The sequence below is a fragment of the Flavimobilis soli genome (genome assembly GCF_002564025.1).
Taxonomy (GTDB): domain Bacteria; phylum Actinomycetota; class Actinomycetes; order Actinomycetales; family Cellulomonadaceae; genus Flavimobilis; species Flavimobilis soli.
In genome coordinates this window covers 26,238-40,165 of sequence record NZ_PDJH01000001.1, presented here as the reverse complement: position 1 = coordinate 40,165, position 13,928 = coordinate 26,238, and the positions used below count along the sequence as shown (strand labels likewise).

13 protein-coding genes are annotated in these 13,928 nt (G+C 73.2%); 4 read left to right on the top strand and 9 right to left on the bottom strand.

Going from position 1 to position 13,928, the window contains the following annotated elements; all coding sequences use genetic code 11:
- Window positions 1-157: 157 nt before the first annotated feature.
- The gene (locus ATL41_RS00170; RefSeq protein WP_098456668.1) at window positions 158-1,012 is read left to right on the top strand and encodes a DUF3097 domain-containing protein; all 855 of its coding nucleotides are present in this window, start codon (window positions 158-160) and stop codon (window positions 1,010-1,012) included.
- A 63-nt stretch (window positions 1,013-1,075) separates the two neighbouring features.
- Here ATL41_RS00170 and ATL41_RS00165 read toward each other — a convergent pair whose 3' ends face one another.
- The 5 genes from ATL41_RS00165 to lepA all read right to left on the bottom strand — a co-directional run bounded on the left by ATL41_RS00165 (window position 1,076) and on the right by lepA (window position 6,287).
- Window positions 1,076-1,918, bottom strand: a complete 843-nt coding sequence (locus tag ATL41_RS00165) for a DUF2189 domain-containing protein (RefSeq protein WP_098456667.1) — start codon at window positions 1,916-1,918, stop codon at window positions 1,076-1,078.
- Between the two features lie 200 nt (window positions 1,919-2,118).
- Complete coding sequence (locus tag ATL41_RS00160; protein ID WP_098456666.1) at window positions 2,119-2,301, bottom strand: hypothetical protein; 183 nt, start codon at window positions 2,299-2,301, stop codon at window positions 2,119-2,121.
- A gap of 110 nt (window positions 2,302-2,411) precedes the next feature.
- Window positions 2,412-3,032, bottom strand: a complete 621-nt coding sequence (locus tag ATL41_RS00155; protein WP_098456665.1) for a hypothetical protein — start codon at window positions 3,030-3,032, stop codon at window positions 2,412-2,414.
- A gap of 88 nt (window positions 3,033-3,120) precedes the next feature.
- Window positions 3,121-4,395, bottom strand: a complete 1,275-nt coding sequence (hemW, locus tag ATL41_RS00150; protein ID WP_098456664.1) for a radical SAM family heme chaperone HemW — start codon at window positions 4,393-4,395, stop codon at window positions 3,121-3,123.
- Complete coding sequence (gene lepA, locus ATL41_RS00145) at window positions 4,392-6,287, bottom strand: translation elongation factor 4 (protein ID WP_245854514.1); 1,896 nt, start codon at window positions 6,285-6,287, stop codon at window positions 4,392-4,394. Before lepA ends, hemW begins: the two co-directional genes overlap by 4 nt.
- 90 nt (window positions 6,288-6,377) lie before the next feature.
- On the opposite strand from lepA, the gene ATL41_RS00140 reads away from it, so the two are divergent.
- Both ATL41_RS00140 and rpsT read left to right on the top strand, forming a co-directional pair.
- Window positions 6,378-6,992 carry a type II toxin-antitoxin system PemK/MazF family toxin gene (locus tag ATL41_RS00140; protein WP_098458826.1) on the top strand — a complete coding sequence of 205 codons (615 nt, stop codon included), beginning with the start codon at window positions 6,378-6,380 and terminating at the stop codon, window positions 6,990-6,992.
- Between the two features lie 227 nt (window positions 6,993-7,219).
- Entirely contained in the window at window positions 7,220-7,480 is a 261-nt protein-coding gene (rpsT, locus tag ATL41_RS00135; RefSeq protein WP_098456663.1) for a 30S ribosomal protein S20, read from the top strand.
- A 126-nt stretch (window positions 7,481-7,606) separates the two neighbouring features.
- Here rpsT and holA read toward each other — a convergent pair whose 3' ends face one another.
- From holA to ATL41_RS00115, 4 genes are all read right to left on the bottom strand, one after another.
- Window positions 7,607-8,617, bottom strand: a complete 1,011-nt coding sequence (gene holA, locus ATL41_RS00130) for a DNA polymerase III subunit delta (protein ID WP_098456662.1) — start codon at window positions 8,615-8,617, stop codon at window positions 7,607-7,609.
- 19 nt (window positions 8,618-8,636) lie between these two features.
- Window positions 8,637-10,226, bottom strand: coding sequence for a ComEC/Rec2 family competence protein (locus ATL41_RS00125; protein ID WP_098456661.1), 1,590 nt, complete (start codon window positions 10,224-10,226; stop codon window positions 8,637-8,639).
- Window positions 10,223-11,080, bottom strand: a complete 858-nt coding sequence (locus ATL41_RS00120; protein WP_143556538.1) for a ComEA family DNA-binding protein — start codon at window positions 11,078-11,080, stop codon at window positions 10,223-10,225. The genes ATL41_RS00125 and ATL41_RS00120 overlap by 4 nt, the downstream gene beginning before the upstream one ends.
- A gap of 107 nt (window positions 11,081-11,187) precedes the next feature.
- On the bottom strand, window positions 11,188-12,048 hold the full coding sequence (locus tag ATL41_RS00115) for a DegV family protein (RefSeq protein ID WP_098456659.1): 861 nt from the start codon (window positions 12,046-12,048) through the stop codon (window positions 11,188-11,190).
- Between the two features lie 55 nt (window positions 12,049-12,103).
- On the opposite strand from ATL41_RS00115, the gene ATL41_RS00110 reads away from it, so the two are divergent.
- Window positions 12,104-13,912: a helicase HerA-like domain-containing protein gene (locus ATL41_RS00110; RefSeq protein WP_098456658.1), complete on the top strand. Its 1,809-nt coding sequence runs from the start codon at window positions 12,104-12,106 to the stop codon at window positions 13,910-13,912.
- Window positions 13,913-13,928 lie beyond the last annotated feature (16 nt).

Below are 13,928 nucleotides of genomic sequence, written 5' to 3'. Positions count from 1 at the left end.
GCCGGGCGTGCCCGCTGTTCGCACTCCCGGCCTTCGAGTGCCAATCCTAACGGTCCGGCGGGCTGCAGGGCCGCGGTCTGCGTCACGCTGTCCGCGAAGTCTCGGACACCGCCGCACCGGCCCGGAACCGGCCAGCACCCGCGGGTAAGGTGACCGCGTGCACGATCGATACGGCTCCGACGTCCTGTCCGGCGGCGCGGACCACCACCGCCGCCGCCCCGTCTCCCGTCCCGTCCCCGCCGAGCGCGGGACGGTCGTCGAAGAGGTCATGACCGGCTGGGTCGGCGCGGTCGTCCGCGTCGAGAAGTCCGGCGGCCAGCACGTCGTCGAGCTCGAGGACCGTGCGGGCCGCACGCGCACGTTCCCCCTCGGCCCGGGCTTCTGGATCGACGGCGAGCCGGTCGTGCTCACGCCACCCGTCAAGAGCGCGCCCGCCGCCCCGACGCGCACGGCGTCGGGCTCGACGGTCGTCCGCGACGCCCGCGCACGTGTGGCGCGCGGCTCGCGCATCTGGGTCGAGGGCAAGCACGACGCCGAGCTCGTCGAGCGTGTCTGGGGCGACGACCTGCGCGTCGAGGGCGTCGTCGTCGAGCTGCTCGACGGGGTCGACAACCTGGCGGACGCCCTGCGCGAGTTCCGGCCCAGCCGCGAGCGTCGGGTCGGCGTGCTCGTCGACCACCTCGTGCCCGGCTCGAAGGAGCGCCGCCTCGCCGACGAGGCGCTGCGCCTCGTGCCCGACGGCACCGTCAAGGTGCTGGGCCACCCGTTCGTCGACGTCTGGCAGGCGGTCCGCCCGGCGCGTCTGGGCCTCGAGCGGTGGCCCGTCATCGAACGCGGCACCGAATGGAAGACCGGGATCCTGCGGGAGCTCGGCTGGCCGCACGCCGACCAGGCCGACGTCGCGCAAGGGTGGAAGCGGATCCTCGGCACGGTGCGCTCGTACGCCGACCTCGAGCCCGCCCTGCTCGGTCGAGTCGAGGAGCTCATCGACTTCGTGACCGAGCCCGTCTGACCCAGCCCGTGGTACGCGAGAGGCCCGGCACCCCCACGGGTGCCGGGCCTCTTGCGCTGAGCGTCAGACCGGCTGCTCGCCGACGACGCGGCGGTAGCAGTACGCGGTGGCGATCATCGCGACGGGCATCGACACGATGAGGCCGACACCACAGATCGCGCTGCCCACGGCGTTCGCGACGTAGACGAGAAGCATGAGGAGCGCCACCTGACCAGCGTTCTTCAGCGCGACGTCGACGCTCGCCTTGATCGCGTCGACGGCGCCGAGGCCCTTGTCGATCGCGAAGTGGAGCGCGAAGATGCCGAAGAAGCCGACCACGAGCGGGCCCACCACGACGACCGTCGACACCGCGGAGGCGAGGCCGACCAGGAGCGCCGTCAGGAGCGCCTTCGAGAAGTTCGGGACGGAGAAGAAGTCACCGACGGTGATCTGTCGGCCCGTCGTGGCGACGAGCCCGACGTTCGTCGCCGCCGCCTGGAAGAACATGCCGAGCACGAGCGAGACGCCGAAGAAGAGCACCATGCTGCCGAAGCCGACCGCGAGGAAGCCCCCGCTCGAGTCGAGCGACGACGCCGCAGCGGCGCCACCGATGATCATCGCGTAGAAGATGCCGATGAGGACGCCGATGCCGACGCCCCACACGAGGGCGCCGAGGATGATCGGGCCGACGTTCTTGGTGAACTTCTCCCAGCCGTAGGAGAAGGCCGCGCCGACGTCGATCGGGCTCTGACCAGGACCTGGCTGGAACGCCTGCTGGCCGTAGGGCTGACCGGCGGGCGGCTGCTGACCGTAAGGCTGCTGGCCAGGAGCGGGCTGCCCCGGCGGCGGCGTCGGAGCGCCGTACGGCGGCTGGCCGTCCGGGCCGGGCACCTCGCCCGGGTACGGCGGGACGTTGCTGTCAGACATTCGTTCGCTCCTCAGATCGGGGCAGGACTTACCGGCTGTCGCCGGGACATCGTGCGATGCCGCACGTCATCGCCCCACAGCGTAGTGACGAAAGGCCCAGATGCCCATGGGACATGCCCCTTTCGCGGAGGTTCACCCGTGCAGGGACGCCGACGGGCGGCGGCACCAGGTGCCGCCGCCCGTCCGCGCCGCCGTCAGAACTAGGCGATCGGCTGCCCCAGGATCCGCTGGAACCCGTAGGCGCTGTAGAGCGCGGCGAGCGGGATCGCGACGACGAGACCGATGCAGCAGGCCAAGAAGCCACCGATGATGAAGATGAGCCCGCCGGCAAACGTGGCGAGGGCCGCGCCCGGGCGCTGCGCGAAGAGCTGGATGCTACTCACGATCGGGCTGATCCCCGCGGCTCCAGGCTCTGCAGCGAACGCGCCGACGAACAACGTCAGGGCGCTCAGCGCGATCCCCGCGAGCGGCGCGACGAACGGCGTGCGGTCGATCAGGACGGTCGCCGCCGGATGACGAACGCAGAGATGAGGGTCGCGTTCGCGTTGACGGTCGTGAAGAACGAGCTGAACGTGACCGTCTCGCCGCGGACCTGCCGGACGGCGTGCTGGGTCAGCTTGATCGTCAGGATCGCGACGATGACCTCCGAGGCCAGGTCGCGAAGGAGCGCCGTGGCCGCCCACGTGGGGGTCGGGAACAGGTTCGCGGCGTTGAACGACTCGCCGTTCACGTTCGCGTTCCAGTCGACCGGCCCGCCGAGGAAGGTCGAGATGACCAGGCCGACGCCGATGCAGACGGCCATCAGGCCGAGCCACATCCCCGCTCGCGCCCCGAACGCCTTCCACGCCACGGTGAAGCCCTCACCGAACGAGAACGGTCCGATGGCCGGGACGCCGAGGCTGCTCCCGCTCGTGCTCGGGAACTGCCCGTAGGGCTGCTGACCGAACGGCGGCTGCTGGCCATAGGGCTGGCCGTAGGGAGGCTGCTGACCGTACGGCCCCTGCCCGCCGGAGGGCTGGCCGTAGGGCGGCTGCTGGCCGTAGGGCTGCTGGGGCTCCCCGGGTCCGGGCGCCCCCTCGCTGCCGTTCGGGTTCGGGGGAAGGCCGTCGCTCATCGTGTCTCCGCTGATCGGTGCTGTACGTCCGGAGGACCGTAGCAGCGCACGCGGCGCGGTGCGCTGCACGACGCACCAGGACCCGCTGTCAGTCGGTCAGGTCCCGCACGACGGCATCCGCGAGGAGCCGTCCCTGCCGCGTCAGCAGGGCCCGGCCCTGCACCGCAGCGCGACCGTCGAGCAGACCCGAGGCGACGTGACCGGCGACGGCGCGCCGTCCGGCGTCGGACAGTACGGACAGGTCGAGGCCCTCCGCGAGGCGGACCCCGAGCATGACCCTCTCGAGCGCCGCGGTCGACGCGTCGATCGCCTCGCGCCCCGCGGCAGGGCTCTCGCCCCGCTCGAGCGACGCGGCGTACCGCCGCGGGTGCTTGACGTTCCACCAGCGCACCCCGTCGACGCGAGCGCCGTCTTCGGCCATGAGAGGGCCGCCGACGTACGAGTGCGCGCCCGGCCCTACGCCCCACCAGTCGTCGCCGCGCCAGTAGGCGAGGTTGTGGCGGCACGCCGCGACCGACCCGTCGGCGCGCGTGCGCGCCCAGTTCGACACCTCGTACCAGTGCAGGCCAGCGGCAGCCAGCAGGTCGTCGGCAAGCTCGTACTTCGCCGCCTGGTCGTCCTCGTCAGGCAGCGTCAGCTCGCCGCGGCGGACCTGCACCGCCATCTTCGTCCCCGGCTCGACGACGAGCGCGTACGCCGAGACGTGGTCGACCCCCGTCGAGAGCGCGCTCTCGACGCTCGTGCGCCAGTCGTCGAGCGACTCCCCCGGGGTGCCATAGATGAGGTCGAGCGACACGTCGAGGCCCGCAGCGCGCGCCCACGCGACGACGTCGGGGATGCGCGCCGGGTCGTGCGTGCGCTCGAGCGTCGCGAGCACGTGCGGGACGGCGGACTGCATGCCGAACGAGACGCGCGTGAAGCCGGCATCCGCGAGGGTCTGCAGGTACTGCGGCGAGACCGAGTCCGGGTTCGCCTCGGTCGTGACCTCGGCTCCCTCCTCGAGACCCCACGCGTCCCGGATCCCGTCGAGGATCCGCGCGAGGTCGCTCGCCGGGAGGATCGTCGGGGTGCCCCCGCCGAAGAACACCGTCGAGACGGGACGCCGCGGGAAGCCCGCACGCTCGAGCACGCCGCGCCCGAGCGCGATCTCGCGCAGCGCCGTGTCCGCGTACGAGTCCTGGCTCGCACCGCCGCCCAGCTCGGTCGCCGTGTACGTGTTGAAGTCGCAGTAGCCGCAGCGGACCGTGCAGAACGGCACGTGCACGTACACGCCGAACCTGCGGTCCGGCGTCGTTCCCCCCGCCCAGCGGGGCAGGGCGCCGTCGAGCGGCGCGGGCTCCCCGTCCGGCAGGGCAGGCGTCACTTCTTGCCCTTGTCCTTCGGGTCGGCAGCGTCGGACGACAGCGCGGCGATGAACGCCTCCTGGGGGACGTCCACGCGACCGATCGTCTTCATGCGCTTCTTGCCCTCCTTCTGCTTCTCGAGGAGCTTGCGCTTGCGGGAGATGTCACCGCCGTAGCACTTCGCGAGGACGTCCTTGCGGATCGCGCGGATCGTCTCGCGGGCGATGACGCGCGCGCCGACGGCTGCCTGGATCGGCACCTCGAACTGCTGCCTCGGGATGAGCTCCTTGAGCTTGCCCGTCATCATCACGCCGTACGCGTACGCCTTGTCCTTGTGCACGATCGCGCTGAACGCGTCGACCTGCTCGCCCTGCAGCAGGATGTCGACCTTGACCAGGTCGGCCGCCTGCTCGCCGATGACGTCGTAGTCGAGCGACGCGTAGCCGCGCGTCTTCGACTTGAGCTGGTCGAAGAAGTCGAACACGATCTCCGCGAGCGGCAGGAAGTAGCGCAGCTCGACGCGGTCCGCCGAGAGGTAGTCCATGCCCTGGAGGTCGCCGCGCTTCGTCTGGCAGAGCTCCATGATCGCGCCGATGAACTCGCTCGGTGCGAGGATCGTCGCCTTGACGACGGGCTCACGGACCTCGCCGATCTTGCCGCCGGGGAACTCGCTCGGGTTCGTCACCGTGACGACGGACTTGTCCTCCATCGTCACCTCGTAGATGACGTTGGGGGCCGTCGAGATGAGGTCGAGGTCGAACTCGCGCTCGAGGCGCTCGCGCACGATCTCGAGGTGGAGCAGACCGAGGTAGCCGACACGGAAGCCGAAGCCGAGCGCGACGGACGTCTCGGGCTCGTAGACGAGCGCGGCGTCGTTGAGCTTGAGCTTGTCGAGCGCGTCGCGCAGCACCGGGTAGTCCGAGCCGTCGATCGGGTAGAGGCCCGAGAAGACCATCGGCTTGGGGTCGGAGTAGCCGCCGAGCGCCTCGGGTGCGGGCTTCGCCGCGTTGGTGACCGTGTCACCGACCTTCGACTGGCGCACGTCCTTCACGCCCGTGATGAGGTAGCCCACCTCGCCGACGCCGAGACCGTCGGTCGGCACCGGCTCCGGGGAGGACACGCCGATCTCGAGGAGGTCGTGGGTCGCCTTGGTCGACATCATCGCGATGCGCTCGCGCGGGTTGAGCTTGCCGTCGACGACGCGGACGTACGTGACGACGCCCCGGTACGTGTCGTAGACCGAGTCGAAGATCATCGCGCGGGCGGGACCGTCGGGGTCCCCCACGGGCGCCGGCACGGCCTCGACGATGCGGTCGAGGAGCTCGGTGACGCCCTCGCCCGTCTTGCCGGACACCTTGAGGACGGTCTCGGGGTCGACGCCGACGAGGCCGGCGATCTCCTCCGCGTACTTCTCGGGCTGCGCAGCCGGGAGGTCGATCTTGTTGAGCACGGGGATGATCGCGAGCTCGTTCTCCATCGCGAGATAGAGGTTGGCGAGCGTCTGCGCCTCGATGCCCTGCGCGGCGTCGACCAGGAGCACCGCACCCTCGCACGCGGCGAGCGAGCGGGAGACCTCGTACGTGAAGTCGACGTGGCCCGGGGTGTCGATCATGTTGAGCGCGTACGGCGTCGAGACGCCGTCCTCGTCCGTGAGCGCCCAGGGCATGCGCACGGCCTGCGACTTGATCGTGATGCCGCGCTCGCGCTCGATGTCCATGCGGTCGAGGTACTGCGCGCGCATCGCGCGCTGCTCGACGACGCCCGTGAGCTGGAGCATGCGGTCGGCGAGGGTCGACTTGCCGTGGTCGATGTGGGCGATGATGCAGAAGTTGCGCAGCAGCTCGGGCGCTGTGGCGGCGGGCTGGATGCGGGCCGTCTGGGCTGCTGTGGGAATCGGGGTCACGGGTGCCATTGTCCCATGACCGGCGCGGCCGACGAACTCGCCGCCTGCTCCCCCGCGCCCACCGTCCGCGCCGGCCCCGAGCGCCGTATCCTGGCGCGCATGCCGACTCGCTCCTGGTCCGACCTCCTCGCCGGCGCGGCCCGTACCGCCGCTGCCCTCCTCGCGTCCCCGCGCCGAGGAGAGCGCACGACGCCGGGACCGGCTGGGGCACCGAGCCCGACCCCGGCGCCGCCCCCTGCGCGCAAGGACCGCGCCACCCCGCGGCCCGCGCCGCGCCCGACGTCGCCGCGACCCACGGCGCCACCGCAGGGCGCCCGGGACGCATACCCGGGCGACTACACCGGCGCGATCGACCCGGTCTACGCGCCCGCCCTCGACGGCGACGCCGACCCGGGCGAGATCGTGTGGACGTGGGTGCCGTACGAGGAGGACCACTCGCAGGGGAAGGACCGGCCCGTGCTCGTCGTCGGGCACGACGGCCCGTGGCTCCTGGCCCTCATGCTCACGAGCAAGGACCACTCGCGGGACGTCGCGGCCGAGGCGCGACGCGGGCGGCGCTGGCTCGACATCGGCTCGGGCCCCTGGGACTCGCGCGGTCGCGACTCCGAGGTGCGGCTCGACCGCGTGCTGCGGATCGACCCGGAGCGGGTGCGCCGCGAGGGCGCGATCATGGACCGCGCGACGTTCGACCTGGTCACAGCCCAGATCGGTTGACCTCCGGAAGGCGTCGGCGCGGTGCCTGACGGCGTGACGCCCGTCGCGTCCCGGAGGGTCGACCCCGTGGGGCCCGGCTGGTAGCATGTGTGTTTGCGTGTCCGCCCAGGTCGGCGGGCACAGGTCCAGCGCCTCTCCACGGGTTCCCCACCCCAAGTCCCGGCGTTGGAGCAGTCCTCTACGACCTGTCAGCTCGCCTTCGGGCGAACACACCAGAAAGTCCACACGTGGCGAACATCAAGTCTCAGATCAAGCGCATCCGCACCAACGAGAAGGCGCGCCTGCGTAACAAGGCCGTGAAGACGGAGCTCAAGAGCAACGTCCGCAAGGTCCGCGAGGCCGTGGCCGCCGGCGACAAGGACGCTGCGACTGCCGCGCTCCAGGTCACGTCCAGGAAGCTGGACAAGGCCGTGTCGAAGGGCGTCATCCACGCCAACCAGGCTGCGAACCGCAAGTCCGCCCTGGCGAAGGCCGTCAACGGCCTGTGATGTGCCTCCCGGCCTCCACGCCGGGAACGTGAGTTGCTGAAGGCGCCGCCCCTGAGGGGGTCGGCGCCTTTGGCATGTCAGGGCGACGAACACCCGTTTACGCGTCCGCGCGTCGCAGAGCCCGGGTCAGTCCTGGGTGGCCGCGCAGATGCGCAGGACGGCGCGCTCGACCGCATAGACCGGGTCGCGGCCCGCACCCTTGACCTCGGCGTCGGCCTCGGCGACCGCGGTGATCGCCTGCGCGAGCCCCTCGGGCGTCCAGCGCTGCAGGTCCTTGCGGGCCTTGTCGATCTGCCAGGGCGCCATGCCGAGCTGGCCCGCAGTCGCTCCCCCGCGGCCGCGCATCGCGGCGACCTTGGCGAGAGCACGCAGCTTCATCGCGAGGACGGCGACGATCGGCACCGGGTCCACGCCGGTCGACAGGGCGTGCCGCAGCAGCGCGACGGCCTCGGCGCGGTTCCCGGCGACTGCGGCGTCGGCGACGCGGAAGCCGGTCGCCTCGACGCGACCGCCGTAGTAGCGGGCGACGACGGCCTCGGAGATGGTGCCGGTCGTGTCGGAGCACAGCTGGGAGCACGCGGACGCGAGCTCGCGCAGGTCGGAGCCGAGCGCCTCGACGAGCGCTCGCACCGCGCCCGCGTCGGCGCGGCGCCCTGCCGCGCGGAACTCGGCTGCGGCGAACGCGACCTTGTCCGCGTCCTTCTTGATCGGCTCGCACGCGGCGACGGGAGCCCCTGACGCCTTGACCGCGTCGAGCAGCTTCTTGCCGCGCTGGCCGCCACGGTGCTCGATCACGAGGAAGACGTCCGACGCGGGCGCGGCGAGGTACTCGACGACGTCCGGCGTGAGGGCGTCGCTCATCGACTCAGCGCCGCGCACGACGACGAGCCGCTCCTCGGCGAACAGCGACGGGCTCGTCTCGACCGCGAGCATGCCGCTCTGGTAGGTGCTCGCCTCGACGTCGACCACCTCGACGTCGGGCATCGCCTCGCGGGCGAGGCCGGTGAGGCGCTGGACGGCGCGCTCGACGAGAAGGTCCTCCGCGCCGTGGACGAGCACGACGGGCGCGAGGCTCACGGTGTCCCAGGTCGCCGCTCCGGCGGCAGGGCGGGAGGACGGACGAGCGCGCGTGACCATGCTCCAAGAATCCCACGGATCACCGACACGCACGGACGCCCGACGCCGGACGACGTGAGCGCGCGACCGACCGGGCGCGCCGGTGGCGTACCCGGGCGTCCTGCCAGGACCAGCGCACCGCCGGGATCGCGGCGACGGCCGCCCAGGCGGTCAGGGTGGCGGCCGCGAGCAGCACGGCTCCCGGGACGCCCTCCGGCCACGGCAGTGCCGCACCGGGCCACCCGGCGAGCGTCGTCGACACCCGGGCGATCCAGTCGGCCGCCCAGCACGCAGGCAGCACGACGACCTCCGCGAGCCCAGGCGACGCGGTGCTCAGGAGGGCGGCCAGGACCCCGCTGACGGTCGCGGGGGCGACGACGGGTGTGACCAGGACGTTCGCGAGCACGGCGTACGTCGGCAGCGTGGGTGACAGCAGCACGACGACCGGGCCGCACGCGAGCTGCGCGACCGTCGGCACGGCGACGAGGAGCGCGAGCCATGACGGCACCCGGCGGCGCTCGAGGGCGGCGGCGAGGGGCGACGCCCCGAGGACGAGCGCGCCGGTCGCGACGACCGAGAGCACGAAGCCGAAGGACCGTGCGAGCCACGGGTCCACGACGAGGAGCACGACGACCGAGGTGCCGAGCGCGGGCAGTGCGCTCGCCGGTCGACCGGCCGCGATGCCCAGGAGCGCGACGCTGCCCATCGCGGCGGCGCGGAGCACGGACGCGTCGGGACGCACGAGAAGGACGAAGGCCGCGAGCGCGACGACGAGCACCGCGACTCTGCCGGCCGGCGGCACCTTGAGGAGGACGAGCAGGGCGAGGAGCGTCCCGACGACGATGACGACGTGCGCGCCAGACACGGCGGTCAGGTGGGTGAGGCCGGTGGTGCGCATCGCCTCGTCGAGCTCGGGGGCGAGGGCGGCGCGGTCGCCGACGGTCATGCCGCGCACGAGCCCGGCGACGTCGGCGTCGCGGTCGGCGACGGTCGCGGCGAGACCGGCTCGGACGCGCGCCGCGACGCGCAGCGGCGCGTTCTCGGGGGCGACGAGCTCGGGTCGGGTGGGGCGGACGAGCTCGTAGCGCTCGGGCCGCGAGCTGTCGGCAGGACGCAAGGTGCCCGACGTCGTGATGCTCGTCCCGTAGGCGACGTCCGTCCACGCGCCTCCCCCGACGACGGAGACGGGGAGCCGCACGTCCTGCGCGGCGCGTCGTGACAGCTCGGGGCCGGTCTCGATCCGCGTGACGCGCAGCGTCACCGAGCTGCGTGAGGGCGGGCCGTCCTCCCACGGTGCACGTATCGGCCGCGGGTCCGAGGTCACGGTCGCCGTGAGCCGCACGGTCGCGCCCGACGCTGCGGCGTCGTCGGCGAGGGTCGAGGACGCTCGTGCGGCCGTGACGGCGGCGGACGCCGCGACCGTCGCGGCGACCGCGAGCGTCAGGACGGCGATGCCGTCGGAGGTCCTTCCCGGCCCCGCGACGTGGAGCACCGCGACGACCGCCGCTGCGCATGCCGCGACGACCGCCGCCGTCACCGAGGTGCGCGTCCCCGCGGGCGCGAGGACGGCGGCGCTGCCCCACGCGACGAGGGCCGCGGGCACGAGCCGGACGTCGAGCGGCTTCCTCACCCCGCCCGCACCAGGTCGCGCAACCGGGCGAACGTCGCAGGCCCGATCCCACTGACGTCCTGGAGGGCATCGACGGAGGCGAACGGGCCGTGCTGCTCACGGTGGCTGACGATCCGCCCCGCGAGCACAGGTCCGACGCCGGGAAGCGTCTCGAGAGTCGCGGCGTCAGCGGTGTTGAGGTCGACCGTGCTGGTAGCGCCAGCCGCGGCTCCCCCGGTCCCACCGGCCGAGGGTCCGCTCGCCGGCGCTCCCGACGCAGGAGCGCTGCCGCCGACAACCGTCTCCCCCAGCTTCGGGACACGCACCTGCTCCCCGTCGGTGACGGGCGCGGCGAGGTTGAGCGCCGACAGGTCTGCCTTGCCCTTGGCGCCGCCGGCGGCCTGGATCGCGTCGCCGACGCGAGAGCCGGGCGGCAGCTGCACGACTCCCGGCTCCCGCACCTGCCCGACGACGTGGACGAGGAGGGTCGCAGCTCCCGGCGCCGCTGCAGCGTCCGTCGCGTCTGCGGTCGCCGAAGCGCCCGGCGTCGACGCGGCCGTTCCGCTTGCCGCGCCTGCGGGCGCGCTCGCGCCCGTCGCGAGCCCCGCACCGATCGCCGGCTCGGCCTCCGGAAGCACGACGACGTCGCCCGGCCCTCCCCGCCACAGCAGCACCCCGAGCACCGCGATCACGAGGATCAGGGCGACCGCGACGGCGGCCGCGGCACGGCCGGAGACCTCCCAGCGGACAGGGCCCGCGTCCCATGGCTCGTCGTCGGGCTCGGCGGGTCGGCGTAGGACGGGCGGATCGAGGTGCCCGCGCAGGCGGGCGCGGAGTGCGGTGACGTCGTCGGTCTCGGGCAGAGGCAGGGACATGCCCGACACGGTGGACCGCACCCGGCCCGACCTGCTCGGCCGGGGGCCCCGGCTTGGGCGCGGTCGTCAGGCCGGCGACCTGTGGGCGACCCTGAGGCGAGTCAGGCTCAGCCTGCGTCGGTGTCTGCGACCACGACCGCGAGGAGGCCCGGGCCCACGTGGGCGCCGAGCACCGCCCCGACCGGCGTCACGCGTGCCGCGACACCGGTCGCGCCCGTGAGCTCGACGGCCAGCTCGCCGGCGTCGTGCGCGGAGTCCAGGTGGTGCACCGTGACGACGGGGGACGTGCACCCACGGACCTGGGCGCGCGCGATCTCGGCGAGCCGGTCGGTCGCGGCAGCGCGCGTGCGCACCTTCGCGAGCACCTCGACGCGCCCGTCCTCGACAGTCAGGAGCGGCTTCATCGCGAGCATGCCCCCGATCGCGCTCGCCGTCCGGCTCAGCCTGCCGCCGCGGCGCAGGTAGTCGAGCGAGTCGACGAGGAACGTCGCGTGCGACGCCCCCGCCGTCCGGCGCGCGAGCGCTGCCGCCTGCTCGCCCGTCGCACCGTTCATCGCGGCCCTGGCGGCGACCTCGGCGGCGGCGCCGAGCGCGCCGGCCGCCGTCCGCGAGTCGACGACGTGCACGCGGACTCCGACCTCGCGGGCCCCGAGCTCGGCGGCACCCACCGTCCCCGACAGCTCCCCCGACAGGTGCACCGACACGATCTCCTGCGCACCTTCGTCCGCGAGCCGTGCGTACGCCTCGGCGAACATCGCCGGGGTGGGCTGCGACGTCGTCACGCGGTCAGGGCCCGCGACGAGCGCCGCGACCTGGTCCGGGGCGAGGTCCACCCCCTCGAGGTAGGTCGCACTGCCCACGTGGACGTGGAGCGGCACGATCGTCATCCGCAGGCGCTCGAGCGTCGAGGGAGGCAGAGAGGCGGTCGAGTCGGTGACGACGCGGACGGCAGGCGCAGGCTGGGACATCGGTCGCAGACTACGCCATCGGACTTCCCCCGCACCCGGGTCATAGGATGCCCGCATGAGCGACGACGCCCACGGCCCTGCCGACCTCGCGGCGCTGCGCGCCGCAGCCGCCCACGCTGCCGCAGAGGCCGCCGAGGCCCGAGCCGCGGCCGCGCAGGCGGCGCTCGCGGCCGCCGAGGCAGCAGCAGCCGGACACCCCGCCACGGACGCTGCCGCGTCACCCAGCCGCAGCGAGCACGCCCAACGTGTCGCGGACGGCTACACGTTCGCCGGGCCGATGCTCCGCCTCGGCGCGCTCCTCTCCCAGGACGACGACACCGAGCCAGCCCCGCACCCCGACGTCCAGGTCGGCCTCCCCCTTGCCATGCTCAACCGGCACGGGCTCGTCGCGGGCGCGACGGGAACCGGCAAGACGCGCACCCTCCAGCTCATGGCCGAGGAGCTCTCGACGCACGGCGTCCCCGTGTTCGTCGCCGACATCAAGGGCGACCTGTCCGGCATGGCCGTCCCCGGCGCGGGCGGCGAGAAGCTGCTCGTGCGCACGGCGAGCCTCGGCCAGGACTGGGCGGCGACGAGCTTCCCGGTCGAGCCCTTCTCGCTCGGCGGCATGGGCACCGGCACGCCGATCCGGACGACCGTGACGGACTTCGGGCCGCTGCTGCTCGCCAAGGTGCTCGGCCTCAACGACACGCAGGAGTCCTGCCTCGGGCTGATCTTCCACTGGGCCGACACGCAGGGCCTCGCGCTGCTCGACCTCAAGGACCTGCAGGCGACGATCTCCTACCTGACGTCACCCGACGGCAAGGCGGAGCTCAAGTCGCTCGGAGGCGTCTCCGCCGCGACGGCGGGCGTGATCCTCCGCGAGATCGTCGCGCTCCAGGCGCAAGGCGCGGACGCATTCTTCGGCGAGCCCGCGTTCGACACGGCCGACCTGCTGCGCACCGCACCGGACGGGCGGGGCGTCGTCTCCGCGCTCCAGCTCCCTGCGGTGCAGGACCGCCCACAGCTGTTCTCGACGTTCCTCATGTGGCTGCTCGCGGACCTGTTCGGCGAGCTCCCCGAGGTCGGCGACGTCGACAAGCCGCGCCTCGTGTTCTTCTTCGACGAGGCGCACCTGCTGTTCACGGGCGCCTCGAAGGACTTCCTCACGCAGGTCGTGCAGACCGTCCGGCTGATCCGCTCGAAGGGCGTCGGCGTGTTCTTCGTGACGCAGAGCCCCAAGGACGTCCCCGGCGACGTCCTCGCGCAGCTCGGCAACCGCGTGCAGCACGCCCTGCGTGCGTTCACGCCCGACGACGCCGCAGCCCTGCGCGCGGCCGCGCGCACCTACCCGACGAGCGACCACGACCTCGAACGGCTGCTGCAGGAGCTCGGCACGGGCGAGGCGGTCGTGACCGTGCTGAGCGAGAAGGGGGCGCCGACGCCCGTCGCGTGGACGCGCCTGCGCGCTCCCCAGGGCTCCATGGACCCCGCGCCGGTCGCGACGCTCGAGGGGCTCGTCGCGTCGTCGCCGCTGTCGCCGCGCTACGCGACGCCGGTCGACAACGAGTCGGCGTACGAGCTCCTCACGCAGCGTGTCGCCGCCCAGGCCGCTGCCGCCGAAGCCCAGCGTCTCGCCGAGGAGCAGGCCAAGGCCGACGCTGCGGCGCGCGCCGCCGCGGAGAAGGAGGCGAAGAAGCAGGCCGCCGAGCTCGAGCGGATGCGCGCGAAGCTCGAGCGTGAGGCCGCAAGGCCTGCGCCGCGCGCGCAGAGCCGCTCACGCAGCGGCGGCGTGAGCGGCGGGCTCGACTCGCTCCTGCGTTCGGCAGGGACGCAGCTCGGGCGTGAGATCACGCGCACGATCTTCGGCACGCGCAAGCGCTGAAGCGCATCTCCCGTGC

Bases quoted from the DNA above. Each gene is read 5' to 3' on its own strand.
- ATL41_RS00115 (WP_098456659.1), bottom strand. From the start codon at position 12,048: ATGTCCCAGCCTGCGCCTGCCGTCCGCGTCGTCACCGACTCGACCGCC.
- holA (WP_098456662.1), bottom strand. From the start codon at position 8,617: ATGGTCACGCGCGCTCGTCCGTCCTCCCGCCCTGCCGCCGGAGCGGCG.
- ATL41_RS00110 (WP_098456658.1), top strand. From the start codon at position 12,104: ATGAGCGACGACGCCCACGGCCCTGCCGACCTCGCGGCGCTGCGCGCC.
- ATL41_RS00155 (WP_098456665.1), bottom strand. From the start codon at position 3,032: ATGAGCGACGGCCTTCCCCCGAACCCGAACGGCAGCGAGGGGGCGCCC.
- ATL41_RS00140 (WP_098458826.1), top strand. From the start codon at position 6,378: ATGCCGACTCGCTCCTGGTCCGACCTCCTCGCCGGCGCGGCCCGTACC.
- ATL41_RS00165 (WP_098456667.1), bottom strand. From the start codon at position 1,918: ATGTCTGACAGCAACGTCCCGCCGTACCCGGGCGAGGTGCCCGGCCCG.
- lepA (WP_245854514.1), bottom strand. From the start codon at position 6,287: ATGGCACCCGTGACCCCGATTCCCACAGCAGCCCAGACGGCCCGCATC.
- ATL41_RS00120 (WP_143556538.1), bottom strand. From the start codon at position 11,080: ATGTCCCTGCCTCTGCCCGAGACCGACGACGTCACCGCACTCCGCGCC.